Origin of the sequence: Streptomyces sp. NPDC001717, from assembly GCF_042892775.1 — a bacterium.
Classification (GTDB): domain Bacteria; phylum Actinomycetota; class Actinomycetes; order Streptomycetales; family Streptomycetaceae; genus Streptomyces.
Window position 1 is genome coordinate 18,286 of sequence record NZ_JBIAUK010000035.1, and the last position, 19,135, is coordinate 37,420.

A 19,135-nucleotide genomic window follows, 5' to 3' on the forward strand; every position below is an offset into this window, starting at 1 on the left:
GCGGAGGCAGCCGAGACGGCGGGGGAGGCCAAGCGCGGGGAGGCGGCGCAGGCCGCCGCGCAGCAGTTGGCGGACCGCGCCGGCACGGACGTCGCGGTGGCTCAGGACGAGGTACGCGCTGCGAGGAAGCGGCTGGAGACGGCACGTGCCGCGCGCGTGGAGGCGGAAGCCGGTCTGAAGGAGGCAGGGCGAGCGGCCGCGAGGGCGCGGACACGGGCGCAGGCGGCGGCCAGGAAGGCCGAGAAGCTCACCGGCCCCGAGGAGCGAGGAGCGCATCGTTCTTGCGGTGAATCCGCTCCGCCGGCGGAGTGCACGGCAGGCGCGACGGGCCGGTTCCGGCTGGCTGCCCCGTGGCTGGGCCTCGCCGACGACATCGAGGGCACCGACCGGTTGTCGGGGTGGGTCGTCGCCGACGCCGACGCGCTGGCCGCCCTGGCGGCCGGGTATGCCGGGGCCACACTCGCCCGGCTCACCGCACCGGGCGCGGGCCCCCTCGCGGTGCTCGGCGAGATGCGGGTGACCGACCGGTTCCGGTCCGGGTCGGGCGGTCTGCGGATCACGCTGGAATGGCCGGCCCGCCTGCGCGGTACCACCTCGCCAACCGGCACCGGTGGCGTTGTCCGCCACGGCGTCCCGCACGAGAGGGTCGGAGAGGACTGCGTATGCGTGCGCCACGACTGCGGCGGCCTGGACCCGGTCCTGTGGTGCGACGAGCACGGCGGCGAAGTCGCCCCCGTGCTGGAGTGGCATGCGGGCGGCTGCCTGCGCTGCGCGCAGCTCGCGCGCGGCAGGGCGGCAAGCGCGTGGGGGCTCGTCGGCTGCGGGTGGTCCCGGCGCACCCTCGGATGCGCCGGGCGCCGGTCAGGCCCGGATTTCACCGTCCGGGGTGCCGGCGGCGCGCTGGTACCAGGCTTCTGCCTCGGTCTCGCGGCCAGTGTCCCGCAGCAGCACTGCGAGGTTGTTCATGGCGTTGGTGTGTCCGGTGTTGGCGGCGCGCTGGAACCAGGGTTCCGCCTCGGTCTCGCGGCCAGCGTTTACCAGCAGCAGTGCGAGGTTGTTCATGGCTTCGGTGTGTCCAGCGTCGGCGGCGCACTGATACCAGGGTTCCGCCTCGGTCTCGCGGCCGGTGTTTACCAGTAGCACCCCGAGGTTGTTCATGGCCTTGGTGTTTCCGGCGTCGGCGGCGCGCTGGTACCACGGTTCCGCCTCGGTCTCGCGGCCAGCGTTATGCAGTAGCACCCCGAGGTTGTTCATGGCTTCGGTGTTTCCGGCGTCGGCGGCGCGTTCGTACCAGGGTTCCGCCTCGGTCTCGCGGCCAGTGTTCTGCAGCAGCAGTGCGAGGTTGTTCATGGCGTTGGTGTGTCCGGTGTTGGCGGCGCGCTGGTACCAGCGTTGCGCCTCGGTCTCGCGGCCAGTGTTCTGCAGCAGCGCTCCGAGGTCGTTCATGGCGTTGGTGTGTCCGGCGTCGGCGGCGCGTTCGTACCAGTGTTGCGCCTCGGTCTCGCGGCCAGTGTTCTGCAGCAGCAGTGCGAGGTTGTCCATGGCGTTGGTGTTTCCGGCGTCGGCGGCGCGTTCGTACCAGGGTTCCGCCTCGGTCGTGCGCCCTGTTTCCTGCAGCAACGCTCCGAGGTTGTTCATGGCGTTGATCTGTCCGGCGTCGGCGGCTTTGCGGTACCAGGTTTCGGCTTCGTTGCTGCGGCCGGTGTCCTCCAGCAGGAGTCCGAGGCCGTTCATGGCGTCGGTGTTTCCGGCGTCGGCGGCTTTCCGGTACCAGGTTTCCGCTTCGTCGATGCGGTCAGCCTCTGCCAGCAACAGCGCGAGGCTGAACATGGCGTCGGAGTCTCCGGCTTCGGCGGCCCGTTGGTGGCGCTCCTCGTCGGTTTCCGGAGCCTCCGCGGCAGGGCCGTTGGTTGGCCCGGGTGCGAGGTGTGCCGAGCGCAGGCGTGCGGCGACCTCCTTGGCAGTGCGGGGGCGGTCGACGGGGTCTTTGGCAAGGAGGGAGGTGATGAGGGTGTCGATGCCGGGCGCGATGGCGGGCCGGTGGGTGCTGGGCGGTTCGGGAGCGGTAGACAGGTGCATGGCGATGACGGCGTACGCGGAGTCCGCGGTGAACGGGGGGCGCCCGGTAAGGAGCTCGTACAGGCTGGCACCCAGGGCGTACAGGTCGGCCGAGTGCGTCGGTGTCTGGCCTCTGAGCTGCTCGGGAGCCATGTAGAGAGGGCTGCCGAGCAGCGCTCCGGCCTCGGTCAGGCCGATCGTGCCGTCCTGGATCTGGACGATCCCGAAGTCGCAGATCTTGACGGTGCCGTCGTCGAGCAGCATGAGGTTGGCCGGCTTGATGTCGCGGTGCACGATGTTCCGCGCGTGGGCGGCGGCCAGCCCGTCGCACACCTGGGCGCCGTACTCCACCACCTGCTCCGGGGGAAGCCCGCCGGGGTGGTCCTCGTGCAGGACCGTCGCGAGATCACGCCCTTCCAGGAACTCCAGGACGAGGAACGGGGAGACTTCCACCTGCCCGTCGGCGCTCATCTCCTGGTGCTCGCCCAGGTCGTGGACGACGGCGATGTTGCGGTGGTTCAGCCGGGCGGCCGCCTCGCCTTCACGGCGGAAGCGGGCCAGGACCTGGGCGGCGAGCCGATCGTCACGCAGATGTGAGGCGAGCACCATCTTGATCGCGACGGTGCGGCGCAGCCTCAGATCGGTCGCCGCCCACACCTCGCCCATACCGCCGTGCCCCAACCGGCTGTCGAGTCGGTAGCGGCCCGCCAACTCCATCCCCCTGTACATGCAGGTCACCGTATGCGACCCGCCCGCGATGGGACAATTCACCAGCAGCCTGTGATGTGGAGCGGAACCAGTTGCTTGGACATCGCGGCCGGGTGCGGCGGCATCGACGTGGAGTTCACCCCAGCCCCGTAGCCGGACGGGGGTCTGCCCTGGGCGCGGACGGCAGACCCCAGGGCGTAAGGGCGACGCTGTCCCAGTTCGCCTGGTGCCCCGAGCACGGTGTCGCGGCCGGCCCGCTGCTGGAGTGGCACGCGGGCGGAGGCCTGCGCTGCGCGCAGCACACGCGCCGCAGGGCGGGGAGCGCGTAGGGGCTCGTCGGCTGGGCGCGGCCCGGGCGCACCCTCGGGTGTGCCCGGGGGCGGTGGTCAGGCCCGGATCTCGTTGATGGGATCAGGGACGTTCAGGTGGCGCCCCGGGGGGGGCAGGCCCATGCCTCGGTATCGAGGCGGTGTGCTCCGTGGTGGCCGGTGAGGGTGCCGCGGGGGACTGCCCCGTCGTCAAGGGGGCGGTTGCAGATGACGCAGGCCCGGCCCGCTTGCTGGTCCCATGTCAGCCCCTTCACGGAGGGGAGCGGGGCGCGGGCGCACGGGGTCGCGGTCACGGCCGCGGCCGGGGGTGGCTGTCTCCGGGCTCGGGGGCGGTGACGGCTTCGGGCAAGGGTGGCCACCGGGGGAGCAGACCGCGCTGCTCGCGGCAGGGGGCGCACGCGTAGAGGAGGACGGGCGGTCCGCCGCTGCGTCCGGCGAAGCGGATGGGCAGGGCGGTACGGGAGGATCCGATGTGCCAGTGACACCAGGACACGGGGCTGGTCATGATCCACACGATGTCCGCGAAGCGGTCCGGGCCTCGACACCAGAGCGGTAATCTCACGGTGAGATACCCCCGTTGACGGGAGCCGGCCGTGACCTTGATCCCGCACGCACCCCCGGTGCTCGCTGCCTGGGCGTGGGAGCGTCCGGAGGTCCGCGAAGCGCTGCGGGCCCGGGACGTGGGCGCGCTGCTGCGGGCGGTCCAGAAGTACGGCGGCGCCTCCCAGTCGAGGATCGCCGGGGCGGTCGGGATGACCCAAGCCCGCGTGAGCGAGATCATCCACGACCGGCGCGACGTCGTCCGCCTGGACGTCTTCGAGCGGATCGCGGACGGCCTGGCCATGCCCGACGACGCACGCCACCTGATGGGCCTGGCCGCTGCCCGCGACCGACGTGACGGCCGCGCCGCGTTCGACCTGGCCGCGTTCCCCGAAGTCGTCCGTGTCTACGAGGCGCAGGCCGCCGCCCGTGAGGAAATCCAGCGCCACGCCCGCACGGCAAGCACGCTCGATGTCCTGGCCGTGCGCGGACTCGGACTGATCGGCCTCACCGATTCCGTGCTCCGCACCCACCTCATTCGCGACGACGTACGGGTACGGGTACTCCTCTTGGACCCCGAAGCCCCCGCCGCCGTGCAGCGCGCGGCGGAGATCGGGGAGTCGGCCCAGACGCTCGCTGCGGGCATCTGCCTCACGGAAGCCCGCTTGCGGGAGTTGGCCGCGGTGTGCGACATCGAGGTGTACCGGTACGCGATGCTCCCGACCTGGCGCCTGATCCGCGCCGACGACACCATGTTCGTCGGCGCCTTCGACGCCGGCTGGGAAGGCCACGAGTCCGCCACCTACAAAGTGGTGGCCACCGCGCACGGCCCCCTGTTCCGGGGGCACCGGCGAATGTTCGAGGCAATGGTGACGGGCGCACGGCGCACCGTCTGACCTGGGAAGGCGGAAGTACAGGGTGATCGAAGCAGAACTGAAAGCCCGGGTCCCGGACCGCGAAGCCCTGGTGCAGCTGCTCGACAAGCTCACCGAGGCCCGCCCAGAGGTCTACCAGGACACCTACTACGACACGGCAGAGCGGGCACTCGAAGCCCGGGACGCCGAACTCCGGGTACGCACCGTGGAAAGCGCGGACGGCACCGCGCGCACGGTCCTGACCTACAAGAGCGCCGCCGTGGACACCGCCTCCGGTTCGAAGCCGGAGCACGAGACCGCAGTGACCGATCCGGACGCCGTGCACGCCGTGGTGCGCGGTCTGGGCTACGAGCCGGTGATCACGTTCTCGAAGCACTGCCTCAACTACGACATCGTCGTGCGGGGCCGGCGGATGCTCGCCACCGTGGTCCAGGTCCCCGAGATCGACGGCACGTTCGTGGAGGTCGAGACGATGACCGACGCCGAAGGCCTGACCGACGCACTCCAGGATGTCCGCGCCTTCCTGGCCGGCCTCGACATCAACGAGGAGGATCTGACCCGCGAGCTGTACACGGACGCGGTACGGGATCGCAGGACTGCCTGAAAGGCCGGCTGCGCGCCGCGTCATGCCGCCGCCCCGCTGCGGGTCGGGGACCAGGTCCAAGCCGGCGGCGTCCCGGTCGCCATTGCCGATCTGCGCTACCGGCACGGTGGCACCCGGACGATGATCCCGCGCAATGGCGCGGTGGCCGTCGCCGAACGCACCGTTCGCGTCTACCGGCGTCCCCCCGTCCCGGCCCGGCCGGGGCACCCGTGATTTCCGGGCCGTACGGGGCCGTCGGGGCGGTGGTCCGGTGGCCGTGGCACGACCGGGGTCCTGTCTCCCGTCGCTGCGGACGGAACGGACCCGGAGGCGGATTCGACGGTAGAACAAGATCCGCCGTGGCCCGTGGTGTGCCCCCGGGGCGTGTGAGGGATTGGCCGGTTACGGTGACCAGCGTGGCCGAGCGCCCGGTCGTACGACTCCGGCCGGGCGCCTGGTTCTTGCCGGCAGGCAGCGAGCGAGGCGTAGCGGGGCCCGGCCGGGGCTCACGGCCGGCCGGGCCTCGCGTGCGTGGACCGTCTCGCTCTGTCGGCGTGACACGAACCGGCCCGTGGGGTCGTGTGGGTGTGGGCCGGTCGGGTGACCCCGCGCCGCCCTTAGGGCCCTGGCGGTGTGCGGTCAGGTGTCCGTGATCGGGAACAGTTTGTCGGTGCCGGTGAGTTCCAGCAGGCGCAGCAGCTGGGGTCGTGGGCCGCGCAGGCTGAGGTTTCGGCCGTGCTTCTGTGCGGCGTGCAGGCCGGCGATGAGGGCGTTGATGCCCGAGGAATCGCAGAAGGTCATCTCGGCCACGTCAAGGACGATCTCGCGGGGGCCGCCGGGCTGGGTGATCACGGCGGTCAGGCCCTCGATGAGCATCGGGGCTCGGTCGATGTCCATCTCACCCCCGACATGGACGACAGTCCGCTGGTCACTGCTGCTGACCCACAGTCCGGTGTCGCGGTCCTCTTGATCGCCCATGCCTCCACTATGAGGCACCGTGACCTCCCGAGAGACCAAGGCCCTCGGGGACCTTCGCCCCCGTGGGGGCGCCCGCTTGCGGTTTCCGGGGGAGGCGCGGGGGCCGGTGCCCTGAGGGGATGGGGCATCCGCACGATGATCCTGCGCGGCGTGCGTTGCGGAGGGGGCCGTGCGCGTGTACGCGCCCACGCGGCGCTCCTAACCGTCCCGTACGGCTTGCCTCGGGCACGGCTGCGGCCGGTTCCGCGAAATGACGTGGCGCGGGCACCTCCATCGTGGGGGCCCGCGCCTCTTGTTTCCGCCTCGGGTCAGGTGATGCGGGCGAGGGTGGTGCGGGCCAGGCCGGTGGTCTCCGAGATCGCCGATTCCGTCCACCCGGAGTTCCTGGCGCCCAGGACGAGGGAGTTGCGCCGGTTCACCGCCCGCCACCCGGCCAGGAGCTGACCTGTGATCCATGCGTCGAGCCGTTCGTCTGGTATCTCCAGCGCTAACCTGCACGACAGCCAGGGGCTGAAGCCACTCGTGCGCGGCATCCCGCCCACCCGATCACGCCGCGGCCCTCGACGCCGACGGCCGCCGAAACTGCACGCAGACAAGGGATACGACTACAACCACCTGCGTCGATGGCTTCGTGGGCGTGCAATCCGCCATCGCATCGCCCGCAAGGGCATCGAGTCCCCACAACGACTCGGCCGCCACCGATGGGTCGTCGAAAGAACCGTGTCCTGGCTCGCCGGCTGCCGCCGACTCCACCGCCGCTACGAACGCAAGGCCGGACCCTTCCTCGCCTTCGTCGGTATAGCCGTGGCCCTCAGCTGTCACCAACGTTTACGCGCTGATGACGTGCTGGGCGCAGTTCAGCAGGGCGTAACCTCGGGGTCGAAAATGCGCAGGCCCCAGGGCTCCAGTGTGCTGTCGCAGAGTTCGGCCAGGAACTGCACCGCCCCGCCCTCGTAGTGCCACCAAGCGCCGCCGCGACCGGCCACGGTAACGAACCACTCCTGCGGGGTCTCGCCAGCCGTGCTCCACATGAACTTGTCGCTCTCGTCCGACTCCGACCACGGCAGAAGGCCGCCCGGTGCGGGATAGGCCTGCAGGCCGAGATCGGGTTCCAGCCAAGCACCGACAAGTACATCCAGCGTGCTCTGAAAGCCGCAGTGCAGGAGGTGTTCTTCGCCCGGCTCGGGCAGGCTGACGAGAACGTAGTCGCCGATGGCGAACGTCGGGTACCACTCGGCGAGGTACTTGTAGTCGGATGGCAGGGCGGTGCCCAAGCTCTCCTCGACCAAAGTCCAGTCGAACACAGCCGGCATTGATCGGCGATGGTCGACCAGGCCTGGGATGGCACGCTCGAGCGCTGCAAGAGCCTCTGCCGGATCGGTGATACGGCACTTCGGCCTCTGTGTCTCGATGAGGTCATTCGTCATGGGCAGCAGCCTGTCAGACCCCTGTGACATCCCCGTGAGCGGATCCACCGCAGAAGACGCGGGTGTGCTGCGAGGGCTGGCGGGGGTCGGATCGTTGTAGTGGTCAGTTCGGCGGTGTGGTGACGCGGGTGGCGAGTCCGTCGAGCAGGGTGGTGAGGCCGTGGTGGAGGAGGGATTCGGGGGAGAGGGCGGAGTTCACCCTCGTCGCGGCGAACGCCGGTAAGGCTCCGCCGTCCATCAGCGCTGCCAGTCGTGTCTCCTGGACGTCCATCCACTCCTGCCCGCTCACGCCGCTGGTGCGGCCGCTTCGGATTCCGGTTCGAGGTCGATGGCGTGGCCGCGGACGTAGGCGAAGAGGGTGACGGCGGTGTGCATGCGGGTGTCGTCGTCCAGGCCGAGTCCGTTGAGGGCACGCGGTGAGGTCCGGTCCCGGCCTGCGCCCGCGTGATGGAGCCACACACCGGCGCGGTGTGCGTTGCGGAGCGGATGGTGCGCCTCTACCGTGCCCACGCGGCGGGTTCGCCGATCCGCGGTGGTGCATGCTGACGAGTGTGATGATCCAACCGCCCCGGCGGGGCATAGACCCGGTATTTCCTCCTGTCGCAGTGTCGTGGCAGCGCATCGACGCGTGGCTGGCCGTGCATGCGCCCAGGGCCCTGTCGGAACTCCGGCCGCCCGCGTCGAGGCAGTCCATCAAGGAGGCCGAGGGACGATTGGGCTTTCAGCTGCCCTCGGACCTGAGGGAGTCACTCCTGTGTCACGACGGCGACACCTCCCTGCTCGGTGTGTTGCCCTGCCAACGGCTGTACTCCGTCGCGGAGATCATCGAGATCCGCGAGATGCGGATGGAGATCTGGGAGCCTGACAGTGCCGAGCAGGCGGAAACCCCGTGGTGGGGGACGCGGTGGGTGCCGTTCGCGGGAAGTGACGGGGACGAGCAGTTCATCGAAGCGGGGCCAGGGCTATGGCACAACCACCTCGGTGACGCTGGTCATGCCGACCAGGCCTATTTCCTGGGGTGGCCGAGTTTGGGTTCTTGGCTTCACGAAACAGCCGAGTCCATGGCCCATCACGACGATGAGTCGTGGTTTGGAGCAGTCCCACGGCCCAAGGTCGACGACAAGGGACGCACCGAGTGGTGGGACTGAAGTGCCGGATCGAGATCCATGCGTCGATCTTGCAGCCGCGCAACCGCTTTCCCGCGCTCCCTATGACCGGGAGCGGTTCCTCAGATGGCGGTGGAGAGGGACGTCCGGCGCCACTGGTCGAGTTCGCGCCGCACCAGGTCCAGCTTCGCCTCGACGCGTTCGACCGCGTCCGCGCCCAGCTGGAGGCGCAGCGGCGCCACCGCGGCCTCGGTGACGTCGACGACGGCCTTGGCGCCCTTGACCGGATCGCCAGGCTGGAGCCCGTCGTTCGCGGCCAGCGCCTCGCGCACCGGCCCCGCGCCGGCGGCGTAGTCGGCGATGGCCGCCGGTTCGACGCGGATGCTTGAACCGCTGAGGAAGTCGGTGCGGAAGCCGCCGGGCTCGATGATCGTGACGCGGATGCCGAGCGGGGCGAGCTCCCCGTGCAGCGCCTCGGTGATGCCCTCCAAGGCGAATTTCGACGCGCCGTACAGGCCGACCGCCGGGGCAGTGGCGAAGCCGCCCACGGAGCCGATGTTCAAGACGTGTCCGGACCGCTGGGCGCGCAACGTCGGCAGGGTGGCCCGCAGCGTGTTGAGGACGCCGAACACGTTGACGTCGAAGAGGTCCCGGGCGGCCCGGTCGGAGGTCTCCTCGATCGCGCCCACCAGTCCGTAGCCGGCGTTGTTGACCACGACGTCGATCCGGCCGAACTCCGCCAGACCGGCCTCCACCGCGGCCGCCAGCTGCTTTGGCGCGGTGACGTCTGAGGTCACCGCCAGCAGTCCGTCCGGCTTCTCCGGAAACGCCTTGAGCAGCGCCGCCGCGTCCCTCGCGGTGGCGATCACGCTGTGCCCCCGGCGCAGCGCCTCACGGGTGATCTCCGCGCCGAGCCCGCGCGATGCCCCGGTGACAAACCAAACGCCCATGTCTTCTCCCGATCCGATCGTCCGACGAGCCCACTGGCTGACTGACTGGCTGGCTGATGGTCCGAATCTAGGAGCTAGAGTCGGGTCTAGATCAACAACTCTGTGACGGGGGACACTCGTGGACTTGAGCATCGGCGAGGTGGCGCGGCGCAGCGGGCTGAGCGTGCACGCGCTCCGCTTCTACGAGCGGGAAGGCCTGTTCGCCAATCCGGTGCGCCGCCTGTCCAACGGCCGCCGCGTCTACCACGAGGAGGACGTGGAGTGGCTGGCGGTCTGCACCAAGCTCCGCTCCTCCGGCATGCCGCTGCCTGTGATCCGGCAGTACGTCGAACTGGCCCGCCAGGGACCGGGCAACGAACACGAGCGGCTGGAACTGCTCCGTCGGCACGAGCGCCAGGTCGAGGCGCAGATCCAGGGTTTGCGGGAGACCCTGGAGGTGATGCGCTACAAGGTGCGGATCTACGAGGAGCACATCGCCCGCGGCGAGGCCGACCGCCTCTGGAACCCGTCGCCCCGCCCGGCGCCGGGCACCCCGGCCTGATCCGAAAGACACGGCCTATCGCCGACTGGGGGTGACGTCCGCCGCAGGGGCGGGGGTGAGCGGCTCTCCGTTCAGCGCACCCGGTCTCTGGACCAGGGCCTCGAGGTAGTTCGTTCGGCTCGAAGAATCAACGGCCCGCCTCTCGCTACGACGTCGGACGCGTCCTCGCCACCGGCGAGGCATACACCCGTCCTGCCCACCACAAGACCGGCACCCGCCCGGACGAGGGCATCGACGTTCTCACGCAGCACGTGGTGACGCTCGAGCAGATCGTGCTCTACGGGTGGCGGATCTCCCGCGAGGAGGATCCTCCGCCGGGCCACGGCTGCCTGCGCCCGCCGGGGCGTCCGCGCCGCGGCGGGCGCTGAGCAAGGAGGTGCCCGTAGTGCAGACCCCGCAAGCCGAACCACCCGAGAGATGATCGATGATTGGGCGCCCTGTATCACTCCGACAGTTCTCGAGGCGCCATGACCGACTACTTGCGGGCCGTGATTGACATGATCGGCCCCTCGGATGAGGGCTGTACCGACGCTGCCGCGTGGTTGCGGCTGGAGGGTGAGCTTGGGCGGTCGCTGCCTGCGGACTACAAGGCGATTGCCGATAAATACGGGGCCTGTCAGATCAACCACCACCTCTATTTGGACCGCCCGATGGATGGCTGGCGGGATCTCGGCACGTGGATGCGGCGTATCTCCCGGCTGTGGTCACAAGAAGAGGTGGTAAGGCAGGGAGTGGAACCCCATCTCGACCCCCGTGTCATCTGCGGCCTTCCGACCATCACTTTCGGCACGGCCCAGGGCCTCATCCCTCTCGCCGGTACCGACCAGGGACACCTCGTCTTCCTGGCGCCACAGGTTCACGACGTCCCAGATGGGATCGCCGTCCTGAACAGGGAAGGCGAGTGGACTGGTTACGCGCTGCCCTTCTCCGAATGGCTGTACCGCTACCTGATCGGTGAGGAGATGTGCGGCTGGAACAGTGCGGTCTTCTATCCGGGCCCTGTGCATCGCGAATACCTCCCCACCGGACCAGGACAGCAGCCGCGTTTCGTGCACGGTCCACCGCGAGCTGGTCACGGCTGCTGACCCGCACCTCCACGTCGCTGCCCTCCTGACCGTCCACGCGGTACCGACCATCGGACTTTGGTCAACAAGAGAGCGGGTGCTGGCCGGGCCGGCCATGCGCCAGACGCTGAGCTTCGCCCCTGGCCTCGGCACCGGCTGGAACGACGGGAGGCGCCGCACTGCCACAAGCTGCCGGGCTTGTGGCAGTGCGGCGCCTGGGGTGGATGGTGTCAATAGATGACGTTCCATGCCTGACTGGCGCCGCCGAAGTTGCAGAGCCACTGAACGGCCCACGTGAAACCGGCAGGGGTGGGATGGGGCCAGGCACCCCGATACCCGGCCTGGGGTGTCTACACGGCTGCCACAGTGGCAGCTCAAGTGCACCGTCCGCAGTGCCCTCCATCCAGGACATGCTGCCGGCGAGCACGAGCTGGAATACCTTGATGGCATGCGAGGGCAACAAAGCCTCGACGCTGGCTCGGCCCCGGCATCCCCCAGACCCGCTCATTGCCCTCGGCTCACGCGCATGTGGCGTGCAGCACAGGCCCACATGGTCCGCCACCTGCGTCCGGTCAGCGAGATGACCCGAAGGGAACGGGCGAGGTGCCAGTGTGAATCGTGGCTGGGGCCTTGGTCTCGTTCGGGTCGACGTAGCCGCCCTCACCCGGATGTCGACTCACGTCCGCACGCACCAGCACTCGTGCCTCGTCCTCGCTGGTCGGGAAGGTACTGTCGTCGCCGACCTCGTTCACGTGTATGCCGACACCCGCTCCAGCGTCGCCGAGCCGGACTGGTCCCTCGTAGACCTTCACGTGGTCGGTGCGGGGGTGATAACTGGCCCGAGACGGCCCTCGCACGATAGGTCAGTCCGTGGTTCGGTACGTGCACGCAGAGCACAGGAACCTGGCACTCAACGCACACAGTTACCCACCGCTTGGGTCCTAGATTCAGTGCCATCGGAGACAGCACCTCCACGCGAGCGCAACCACTGTGGCGTGTGCTGGCCTTTTGGTTTTCCTGTCGTAATTGGACTGTTGTCAGCTGGGTGAGTGGATTTCGGTTCATGGGAATTGGAAATGCAGGGATAAGTGCTGTGTCATTGCACTGATCCGTGACAGCTTCACTTGTCGCGGGTGAGTGGGGCCGCGCAGTAGTCATGTCCCTGGCCTGGGGATATGTCGTTGGGTTGAATGGGTTGGCCGCAGATGCCCCGCCCGTGCAGCGGCTGCAGTGGCGCATCCAGGACGGCGAGCAGGCGCTCGATCAGTCCGGGGTCGCGCTAGCGCTGACTGGGCACCGGCTCGACAACCTCCGAGAAGGCACCCGGCAGAGGGTCCCGGTCAGCCAAAGTCACCTATCCATGGGTTATTTTGACTGGCCTTCTGTCTTAAACCGAATTCCATAACGAACCAAGGGAGAACGCCATGAGAATCACCAGGACTGCACGTAGGACGCGGGCCGAGATCGCCGTATCCATCGCGGCCCTGGCCGCGGGCTCACTCGTACTCACCGCCTGCAGCGGAAGCAGCGACAGTGCCGGCAAGCTCGACGGCATCTACTACGTCAAGGACGTCAACGGCACGTCCCACCTCGGCCAGCTGGTCGTCAAGGGCAGCAATGTCTCGCATCATGAGTACTCCTGCGATGGTGTTTACGACAAGGCGGACGTGACCAGCACCGGCGAGTTCAACATGGATCAGTCCCAGATCATCTGGACGGTCGCCGGAGATGACACCCGCAACAAGAGGACCGGCACCGAGCCCATCTCAACCAGCAACACCTCGATAAGCGTCAGCGGCAGCGCGTACGTACGTGACAACTCCGATGCGGGCAAGGCTCTGCTGGACGCCTTTAAGGCCAAGTGCAAGAAGTGACGTCGACGTCCCGCTCGGCCGGCCAAGCAGCGCAGAACCCCGTGGACATCGCGTACACGGGGTTCTGTCCTTCCTCGTCTGGTCAAGCCTCTGACGCCCGCTCCTGAAGCTGCTGCGCCCGGTGCTCCTCGATGGTCTCCGGCGGCCGGCCAGACGCGCCTGTTCGTTCCAGCCGCTGCGCGGCTCCCTGCACGCTGCGCGGCCGACACTGCCCCCAGGGCCTCGCAGCGGCCTGATAGGCGCTCAGGGTGGCGTGTTCGGACTCGGATTGGGGCGTGAACAGACTGGTCTGGCTCGACAGGCCCACCGGCCAACGTCCGCCGCTGAGAACGCTCACGGCCCGGGCGAGCAGGTCCACGTCGGCATCGCGAAATTCGGAGGATCTGGACCCGCGCGAACGCGTTCTCCTCCAGCCACCGCGTCGCGGTCCAGCGGTCCTGACCGACAACTGCGCCTGCCGCAAGTCCAAGAGGTCCACCCAGGAACTGACCACGGCCGGCATCACGCCCCCTCCCGTGACGCGGTAGTGCACAAGAACAGGCGCCTTGTGACCCTGGGTGAAGGCGACGGAATCGTCACGCGTGCGCGCACGCCGCTCACCGCTCAGATGGAGATGCCGAGTGGTGCCATCCCCGAGCGGCCTCACCCACCGGCCGGAGGGGTGACACTTCAGCCTTGGGTTTGTGACGCGCTTGGGAAGGCGGTCCCTCTTGTGCTCGCATTCCGGTGACCGGCCGGGTGAAGGAGGCCGACTCATCGTGCGCCCTTGCGGATCATGCTGACGGCGGCTGCTGCCTACGGCTACCGACATGTCGATCTCGACACCTGTGCCGTCACGTTTTGCGACTCCGCATTGCTCAGTGCCATCTCTGGCTGGTGCCGCCACGGCCGCACCCTGTCCCATACGTACACGTCCAGGGCAGTGCACCGCCTCTTGGCCATGAGGCGCGACCTGGCATGCCGGAAAGCGCCCGGCGCTTGGCGAGTGACCGGACCGTGGTCTTCAGGGTGATGACAAGCGTGCCCCTTCTCCTCGCGCTCTTCCTGACGCTCAGCAGGCCGCGAGACCCGGCGCGCCGCCATCGTGCGAGCGGCGGAGCATGCTGACACACCTTGATCGGGTGGCCCGGCTCGCACGCAACGAGCACGGGCCACCCAGCCCTTCCCCCACACCGGCAGGCAACGGATTCCCCGCCCGGCCGTGCCGTGCCCGACGGTGAGGGGCCTGCGTTCTCCTGAGTGCCGTGCCGACCTGTTTCGGTCACCGATGCATCGTCCGGGTGAACGTTCGCAAGCCCGCGTCACAGCCAATGCGCGCGGATTGTCACACCGGTATGACCACAGCGCATCAGCAGATGATCCCCAATCAGGCCGCCCTCCCCCCGGCGCGGGCATCCCGGCGCCTACGGTGTGATCTCCCCGAGCCGGAGGAACGGCGCCGCCTGCGCGAGCAGTGGGGCCTGTCGACCCGCCAGGTGGCCGTGGCGTTCGGGGTGACACCGGCAACGGTCCGGTCCTGGGAGTGCGGGCGTTCGGCACCCAGGGGCAGACGCAAAGAGGCCTACCTGCGGCTTCTGGCCGGTCTGGCCCAACACGGCGAAATGACCCGGCACCGTGACGCGGTGGGCGGCGCCGCCCGTGATCGGAGTCGGGCAGCAGGCGTTCTGCATCCGGTGCCCCGACCGGCCGACAGCGCGGCGCCCGCGCTGCGAGAGCCCGTTTCACCCCTGCCGACGCGTCAGCCCCCGCCTGCTGCGGGCGGGGTGGTGCGTGTCGTCGTGGGCGAGCAGGATCCTGTTGCGCCAGAGCGGATCCGCCGCCTCCGGCTCCTGGGGGCCGCGGCCTGTCTGTGGTCGCTCGCTTTGTGGGTGATGCTTACCTGCCCGCCGCCCTTCTAGCAGGCCCGGACCGGTATCGGGGGACGGTCACACGATGCCGGTGACGGTGACCTTCACCGCACCCGGTGTGGCCGCTGCCGCCTCGGCGGCCGCCGCCCGCACGGCCCTGGCTGTGCGGGCCGCCTGCTGCTCTGCGCGGACGACGACTTCGATGTGCAGCCCGGCAATCGATCCCCGCGAGTCGAAGGTGATGCGCACCGCGGACCCCGGGGCCCCGGGGTCCGGCGCAGCCGGTGGCCGTGTGCCCGCCGTGCGCAGCAGGCTGCGCAGGCCGGGGCGCAGACATGCGACGCCCGGGACGGCCAGAACCGCTTCGGTGACTTTCCCCGTGAGGTCCGTCGCCCGTTCGCTCTTCACGGCGTGGCCTCCTGCGACTGGTTGGGGGGTTCGTGGAGGTCGGTGACGGTGACGTGGAGGTCCGAGACTGCCAGGCCGAGTCGGTCCTGGGCTGCGCGGGCGAGGCTCTTGCGCACCGCGCGCGTGGTGGCCTGCAGGTCGAGCTCGTAGGCGACGGTGACGTCGAGGCGGACGGTGACGGGTCCGCGCGCGGGGCTGGTGCGGCTGCCGGGCGGGGTGATGCGGCAGCTCCCGGCCCGCACTCCGGGCACTTGCTCGGCGGCGGTGCGCAGGGTGCGGGCTGCGACGGACTCGTAGATCCAGCTGTCCTCGTCCGTTTCACCCAGCGGCAGGTAGCGTCCCGGCCGCAGTTCCAGACGGACCGCGTCCATCACGCGCCGCACCACGGCGGAGCTGTCGATGTCAACGGACGGCGTGGCGGCCGGGAGGAGCGCGGCGGCGCGTAGGTGTTCCAGGTCCGCGACGGCCTGCCGACAGTAGGTGCAGCAGGCGGTGTGAGGGTCGGTTTCCGGGTTGCCGGCCTGTTCCCACACGGTCGCCAGGTCCCGCCCGCAGGCAAGGAGTTCGAGGCCTTCGTTCTCGAGTGCGTCGTCGGGGCTGTTCATCGCCATGCGGCCATCGCCTCCGTCAGCACGCGCCGGGCCCTGAAGACGCGTGCGCGGACCGCCTCGGGCCGGATCCCCATTGACTGGGCGATCGTCTCGTAGGACTGGCCCTCGATCTCCCGCAGCACCCAGGACACCCTCTGCTCCGCTGAGAGTGAGCCCATGGCCTGCGCGAGGTCGCGTACGGCGGCGCTCGATTCGGCGGCACGGGCGGGTGAGGACTGATGTTCCGGTGCTGCGGGCTCGGTGACCGTGTCGAGGTCTGTGGCGGGTCTGCGGGCCCGCAGCAGGTTCAGGCACCGATTGGTGACGATGCGGTGCAGCCAGGTGCCGAACCCAGCTTCGCCGCGGTATTCGGGCAGGCTGCGCCAGGCGCTGACGAAGGCGTCCTGGACGGCGTCCTCGGCTTCGCTCCGGCTGCCCATGAAGCGTTCGGCGAGCAGCAGCACGGCCGGGGAGTGACGGTGTACCAGCACCTCGAACGCCTCCTCGTCTCCTTCCGCCGCCCGGACCGCGAGCAGCCGATCCCCCGCCCCGGCCGCCGTTTCCTCATCTTCGTCCGGGCCCCACCGAGCGTTCAACACGGGCTCCTTCCAGCCTCCACTGCTTTGACACCACCGACCCGGCTTCCGTTACGCCCCACCGATACGCACTGCTGTCCACCCGTTCACCACAAGGAGTCCGTAACGGATGACGGGCCCGCAGTGTCAAAGGGGTACGAGCGCATGCGAACCAGTGCAGGGAGAAGCGATGACCGCAACGCAGGAGAAGACCCTGGCCCGCCCGGAACACGTCAACGGCGCGGTGCCGCGGGCGGGCCGTAGCGAGGTGAGCGAACCTGCGGGTACGCGGGGCAAAACCTCCATCGCGGACACCGTGGTGGTCAAGATCGCAGGGCGGGCGGCCCGGGAGATTCCAGGTGTCCACGACATGGGCGGAGGCCTGTCCAGGACGCTGGGCGCCGTACGCGACCGGGTACCCGGCGGGCGTCCCAACCTCGGGCGCGGTGTCAAGGTCGAGGTCGGCGAACGCCAGGCAGCCATCGACGTGGAGCTGGTCGTGGAATACGGCGTCCCGGTACCGGACGTGGCCCGCGACGTGAGGGAGAACGTGATCGCCGCGGTGGAGCGCATCACCGGGCTGGAGGTGGTGGAGGTGAACATCGCGATTACCGACGTCCACCTGCCCGGCGATGACGAGACGGACACGGCCGAGGCACGGGTGGCCTGATCCCCTCCCGCGCCCGGCTCCACTCCGTACGGATACGGCATGTCCTCGATGAAGGAAGGCAGTCATGGGCAAGGACGTTCTTGGGCTGGTGGTCGGGATGGCGCTGGGCTTTGCCGGCTGGTTCGGCGGCTTCGGAGCGTTCCTCCTGGTCGCAGCCTTGGGAGGGCTCGGCTACGCGGCCGGCCGCTACACCGAGCGGGGCGGAGACCTGCGTGATCTCCTGGTCGCCGAGCGCAGGCAGCGGTGAGCGCCGCCCAGCGGGGTGTCACCACCGTCTCCGACCGTGTGACGGCCAAGATCGCCCGGCAGACCTGCGCCGAAATCACCGTCCCGGCCGGCGGGCACGTCCTGCGCAGCAGCGCAAGCAGTGTCGGACGCTCCGCGGCGGTGACCGTGGAGGTGGAGCTGCCGCTCACGGCGCCGGGAAACGCCGACCACATGGCACACCTCCTCGACCATGTGACCAGACGGACCCAGTACTTGACCGGACTGGTCATCGCGCCCGCGTACATCCGGGTCCGAAGGCTCACCCAAGAACCGGGCAGCGGGGAAGTCACGGTCCCGGCACGATTCACGGCGCGCCAGCCGTGGTCCCAGCGACGGCTCGCCGCCACAGGCCTGGGTGTCGTCGTGGCTGCTCTGTCGGTCCTGCTGCTGTGGACCGTCTGCCGGCCCTACATCCCCGGCCTCCCCCCACCGTTCTGGCAACAGGTGAAGGAGGTGGCGCACCTATCGGAGAACTGGTCCTTGGTCCCTCCGGCGGCGGCTGCCGCAGGGGGCTGGCTGATCCTCCTTGCGCTCACCCCCGGCCACCGGCGCGTGCCGGCACTCCGATGCCCGCAGCCGGTCCCGGTTCGGGCCCGGACGACGCGGAGACATGCCGCACGTCTGGTGCGGGCGGCCCTGACCGAAGTCCCCGGACTGCGGGTGCGCAGCATCCGCTTCACGCCCCGCAAGATCACCGTGCGGGCTCAAGTGGCCTTCGGCAGGCCGCAAGACCTCCGGGAGGCGACGGCCGAGAGCATCTCGCGCACCATCGAGTCCATGGCCCTGGCACGGGAACCCAAAGTGCGGCTCGCACTCGCCGGCACCCGCGAGGCGTGTGCAGGCGGAACCCTCCAGCCTGGACAGGAGCGGGCGGATGCGTAGCCGCGGCGTGGCGAACCGGATGGTCCTTGCCCTGGCCGGAATCACTCTCCTCGCAGCGGCCGCGGCCACAGTCGGCGGGGCGGGGGACCAGGTTGTCGACGCCGGACTCAGGCGGGTGCGGCAAGCAGGGATCGGACCGCTGATTCTCACGATCTGCCTCGCGCTCGCGGCCTCACTGGTCCTGCTCACCGCGCAGATCCCGCGGCGCGCTCCGCGCCGCCTGGACCTTCCCACGCCCGGCTGCCACCTGGACAGCCGGGCTGTCCGCCGTGCCGTGCGAACAGGGTGCTCGGCCGTCCCGGGGATCGTGAGGACCCGCTGCAGCCTGACCGACCGTGGCAACGCGATGACCCTGTCCGTCACCCTCACCATGGACAGCACAGCGCGGCCCAGCGAGGTCCTGGCCGCAGTAACGCACGGCGTCCTTGCGCAGATTTCGACCCTGCTCGCACCCCGGCGCCTGAAGACCCGGATCCGGCTCCGCGTCCAACGGCCCCGCCCGCATCGGGTGCTTTGACACCGCCCTGCCGCCACTGGCCGGGGCAGGTGCCGGATGCTCCCTCCGCGTGGACTCCCGCCGTCAGCGGCCGGGTAGCACGGTCATGTGCTCCGCACGGCGGATCATCGAGGGCACGCACGGAGCAGCGGCATGCCCGTCGCGCGGCTGTGGCCGCACCCTCTTCTCGCGGCCACAGCCCTCACTCAAAGCACCTCCAAGATCAGGAGAGCGCCACCGCGACCGCGGGCGAAACGCACCCCGGGCAAGCAACGCGAAACCCAAGACATGGGCTCGTGCCTGTCTTCGTCCCCTTTCACCGCTGTCAGGCTGCGCGAGGGCTCTCACTTCTTCGCGCGTCGGTCTC

The 19,135-nt window shown here is 69.6% G+C and carries 20 protein-coding genes and 1 pseudogene; 11 read left to right on the forward strand and 10 right to left on the reverse strand.

Features of this window, described 5'->3' with window-relative positions:
* Nucleotides 1-861: 861 nt before the first annotated feature.
* Together ACFYZL_RS34705 and ACFYZL_RS34710 are read right to left on the reverse strand one after the other, a co-directional pair.
* The gene (locus ACFYZL_RS34705) at nucleotides 862-2,775 is read right to left on the reverse strand and encodes a tetratricopeptide repeat protein (protein WP_388684542.1); all 1,914 of its coding nucleotides are present in this window, start codon (nucleotides 2,773-2,775) and stop codon (nucleotides 862-864) included.
* A gap of 609 nt (nucleotides 2,776-3,384) precedes the next feature.
* The gene (locus ACFYZL_RS34710; RefSeq protein WP_388684544.1) at nucleotides 3,385-3,600 is read right to left on the reverse strand and encodes a hypothetical protein; all 216 of its coding nucleotides are present in this window, start codon (nucleotides 3,598-3,600) and stop codon (nucleotides 3,385-3,387) included.
* An 88-nt stretch (nucleotides 3,601-3,688) separates the two neighbouring features.
* Here ACFYZL_RS34710 and ACFYZL_RS34715 point away from each other — a divergent pair, with 88 nt between their 5' ends.
* Complete coding sequence (locus ACFYZL_RS34715) at nucleotides 3,689-4,531, forward strand: helix-turn-helix domain-containing protein (protein ID WP_388684547.1); 843 nt, start codon at nucleotides 3,689-3,691, stop codon at nucleotides 4,529-4,531.
* A 22-nt stretch (nucleotides 4,532-4,553) separates the two neighbouring features.
* Nucleotides 4,554-5,114, forward strand: a complete 561-nt coding sequence (gene cyaB / locus ACFYZL_RS34720; protein WP_388684550.1) for a class IV adenylate cyclase — start codon at nucleotides 4,554-4,556, stop codon at nucleotides 5,112-5,114.
* Between the two features lie 618 nt (nucleotides 5,115-5,732).
* Here cyaB and ACFYZL_RS34725 read toward each other — a convergent pair.
* The gene (locus tag ACFYZL_RS34725) at nucleotides 5,733-6,071 is read right to left on the reverse strand and encodes an STAS domain-containing protein (RefSeq protein WP_388684553.1); all 339 of its coding nucleotides are present in this window, start codon (nucleotides 6,069-6,071) and stop codon (nucleotides 5,733-5,735) included.
* A 468-nt stretch (nucleotides 6,072-6,539) separates the two neighbouring features.
* On the opposite strand from ACFYZL_RS34725, the pseudogene ACFYZL_RS34730 reads away from it, so the two are divergent.
* Nucleotides 6,540-6,902, forward strand: a pseudogene (locus ACFYZL_RS34730) (transposase); the annotation flags it as partial.
* A gap of 26 nt (nucleotides 6,903-6,928) precedes the next feature.
* Here ACFYZL_RS34730 and ACFYZL_RS34735 read toward each other — a convergent pair.
* The 3 genes from ACFYZL_RS34735 to ACFYZL_RS34745 form a co-directional block, all read right to left on the reverse strand.
* Entirely contained in the window at nucleotides 6,929-7,498 is a 570-nt protein-coding gene (locus tag ACFYZL_RS34735) for an SMI1/KNR4 family protein (protein WP_388684556.1), read from the reverse strand.
* A gap of 103 nt (nucleotides 7,499-7,601) precedes the next feature.
* On the reverse strand, nucleotides 7,602-7,769 hold the full coding sequence (locus ACFYZL_RS34740; protein ID WP_388684558.1) for a hypothetical protein: 168 nt from the start codon (nucleotides 7,767-7,769) through the stop codon (nucleotides 7,602-7,604).
* A gap of 14 nt (nucleotides 7,770-7,783) precedes the next feature.
* Nucleotides 7,784-8,008, reverse strand: a complete 225-nt coding sequence (locus ACFYZL_RS34745) for a hypothetical protein (RefSeq protein ID WP_388684561.1) — start codon at nucleotides 8,006-8,008, stop codon at nucleotides 7,784-7,786.
* Between the two features lie 95 nt (nucleotides 8,009-8,103).
* Here ACFYZL_RS34745 and ACFYZL_RS34750 point away from each other — a divergent pair, with 95 nt between their 5' ends.
* Nucleotides 8,104-8,646 (forward strand): SMI1/KNR4 family protein, encoded by a 543-nt coding sequence (locus tag ACFYZL_RS34750; protein WP_388684563.1) that lies wholly within the window; start codon nucleotides 8,104-8,106, stop codon nucleotides 8,644-8,646.
* Nucleotides 8,647-8,726: 80 nt separating this feature from the next.
* On the opposite strand, the gene ACFYZL_RS34755 is transcribed toward ACFYZL_RS34750, so the two are convergent.
* Nucleotides 8,727-9,554 (reverse strand): oxidoreductase, encoded by an 828-nt coding sequence (locus tag ACFYZL_RS34755; protein WP_388684566.1) that lies wholly within the window; start codon nucleotides 9,552-9,554, stop codon nucleotides 8,727-8,729.
* A 118-nt stretch (nucleotides 9,555-9,672) separates the two neighbouring features.
* Between ACFYZL_RS34755 and ACFYZL_RS34760 the strand changes: the two genes are divergently transcribed.
* The 3 genes from ACFYZL_RS34760 (at nucleotide 9,673) to ACFYZL_RS34770 (ending at nucleotide 13,033) form a co-directional block, all read left to right on the forward strand.
* A complete protein-coding gene (locus ACFYZL_RS34760; protein ID WP_384749637.1) occupies nucleotides 9,673-10,095 on the forward strand; it encodes a MerR family transcriptional regulator in 423 nt (140 codons plus the stop codon).
* A 467-nt stretch (nucleotides 10,096-10,562) separates the two neighbouring features.
* Nucleotides 10,563-11,180, forward strand: coding sequence for an SMI1/KNR4 family protein (locus ACFYZL_RS34765; RefSeq protein WP_388684570.1), 618 nt, complete (start codon nucleotides 10,563-10,565; stop codon nucleotides 11,178-11,180).
* Between the two features lie 1,403 nt (nucleotides 11,181-12,583).
* On the forward strand, nucleotides 12,584-13,033 hold the full coding sequence (locus ACFYZL_RS34770) for a hypothetical protein (RefSeq protein ID WP_388684572.1): 450 nt from the start codon (nucleotides 12,584-12,586) through the stop codon (nucleotides 13,031-13,033).
* Between the two features lie 1,925 nt (nucleotides 13,034-14,958).
* Here the strand turns inward: ACFYZL_RS34770 and ACFYZL_RS34775 are convergent.
* Genes ACFYZL_RS34775 through ACFYZL_RS34785 form a run of 3 tightly spaced genes read right to left on the reverse strand, consistent with a single transcriptional unit; the run spans nucleotide 14,959 to nucleotide 16,474 of the window.
* Nucleotides 14,959-15,288 carry an Asp23/Gls24 family envelope stress response protein gene (locus ACFYZL_RS34775; protein WP_384753351.1) on the reverse strand — a complete coding sequence of 110 codons (330 nt, stop codon included), beginning with the start codon at nucleotides 15,286-15,288 and terminating at the stop codon, nucleotides 14,959-14,961.
* Entirely contained in the window at nucleotides 15,285-15,899 is a 615-nt protein-coding gene (locus tag ACFYZL_RS34780; protein WP_388684575.1) for an Asp23/Gls24 family envelope stress response protein, read from the reverse strand. The genes ACFYZL_RS34775 and ACFYZL_RS34780 overlap by 4 nt, the downstream gene beginning before the upstream one ends.
* Entirely contained in the window at nucleotides 15,890-16,474 is a 585-nt protein-coding gene (locus tag ACFYZL_RS34785) for an RNA polymerase sigma factor (protein ID WP_384753356.1), read from the reverse strand. The genes ACFYZL_RS34780 and ACFYZL_RS34785 overlap by 10 nt, the downstream gene beginning before the upstream one ends.
* Before the next feature lie 169 nt (nucleotides 16,475-16,643).
* Between ACFYZL_RS34785 and ACFYZL_RS34790 the strand changes: the two genes are divergently transcribed.
* The 4 genes from ACFYZL_RS34790 (at nucleotide 16,644) to ACFYZL_RS34805 (ending at nucleotide 18,789) form a co-directional block, all read left to right on the forward strand.
* Nucleotides 16,644-17,123, forward strand: a complete 480-nt coding sequence (locus ACFYZL_RS34790; RefSeq protein ID WP_385131967.1) for an Asp23/Gls24 family envelope stress response protein — start codon at nucleotides 16,644-16,646, stop codon at nucleotides 17,121-17,123.
* Nucleotides 17,124-17,187: 64 nt separating this feature from the next.
* A complete protein-coding gene (locus ACFYZL_RS34795) occupies nucleotides 17,188-17,370 on the forward strand; it encodes a hypothetical protein (RefSeq protein WP_385131965.1) in 183 nt (60 codons plus the stop codon).
* Complete coding sequence (locus tag ACFYZL_RS34800; protein ID WP_388684580.1) at nucleotides 17,367-18,272, forward strand: DUF6286 domain-containing protein; 906 nt, start codon at nucleotides 17,367-17,369, stop codon at nucleotides 18,270-18,272. Before ACFYZL_RS34795 ends, ACFYZL_RS34800 begins: the two co-directional genes overlap by 4 nt.
* On the forward strand, nucleotides 18,265-18,789 hold the full coding sequence (locus ACFYZL_RS34805; RefSeq protein WP_384753368.1) for a hypothetical protein: 525 nt from the start codon (nucleotides 18,265-18,267) through the stop codon (nucleotides 18,787-18,789). Before ACFYZL_RS34800 ends, ACFYZL_RS34805 begins: the two co-directional genes overlap by 8 nt.
* Nucleotides 18,790-19,135 lie beyond the last annotated feature (346 nt).

Bases quoted from the DNA above. Each gene is read 5' to 3' on its own strand.
- ACFYZL_RS34705 (WP_388684542.1), bottom strand. From the start codon at position 2,775: ATGGAGTTGGCGGGCCGCTACCGACTCGACAGCCGGTTGGGGCACGGC.
- ACFYZL_RS34710 (WP_388684544.1), bottom strand. From the start codon at position 3,600: ATGACCAGCCCCGTGTCCTGGTGTCACTGGCACATCGGATCCTCCCGT.
- ACFYZL_RS34725 (WP_388684553.1), bottom strand. From the start codon at position 6,071: ATGGGCGATCAAGAGGACCGCGACACCGGACTGTGGGTCAGCAGCAGT.
- ACFYZL_RS34735 (WP_388684556.1), bottom strand. From the start codon at position 7,498: ATGACGAATGACCTCATCGAGACACAGAGGCCGAAGTGCCGTATCACC.
- ACFYZL_RS34740 (WP_388684558.1), bottom strand. From the start codon at position 7,769: ATGGACGTCCAGGAGACACGACTGGCAGCGCTGATGGACGGCGGAGCC.
- ACFYZL_RS34755 (WP_388684566.1), bottom strand. From the start codon at position 9,554: ATGGGCGTTTGGTTTGTCACCGGGGCATCGCGCGGGCTCGGCGCGGAG.
- ACFYZL_RS34765 (WP_388684570.1), top strand. From the start codon at position 10,563: ATGACCGACTACTTGCGGGCCGTGATTGACATGATCGGCCCCTCGGAT.
- ACFYZL_RS34770 (WP_388684572.1), top strand. From the start codon at position 12,584: ATGAGAATCACCAGGACTGCACGTAGGACGCGGGCCGAGATCGCCGTA.
- ACFYZL_RS34780 (WP_388684575.1), bottom strand. From the start codon at position 15,899: ATGGCGATGAACAGCCCCGACGACGCACTCGAGAACGAAGGCCTCGAA.
- ACFYZL_RS34790 (WP_385131967.1), top strand. From the start codon at position 16,644: ATGACCGCAACGCAGGAGAAGACCCTGGCCCGCCCGGAACACGTCAAC.
- ACFYZL_RS34795 (WP_385131965.1), top strand. From the start codon at position 17,188: ATGGGCAAGGACGTTCTTGGGCTGGTGGTCGGGATGGCGCTGGGCTTT.
- ACFYZL_RS34805 (WP_384753368.1), top strand. From the start codon at position 18,265: ATGCGTAGCCGCGGCGTGGCGAACCGGATGGTCCTTGCCCTGGCCGGA.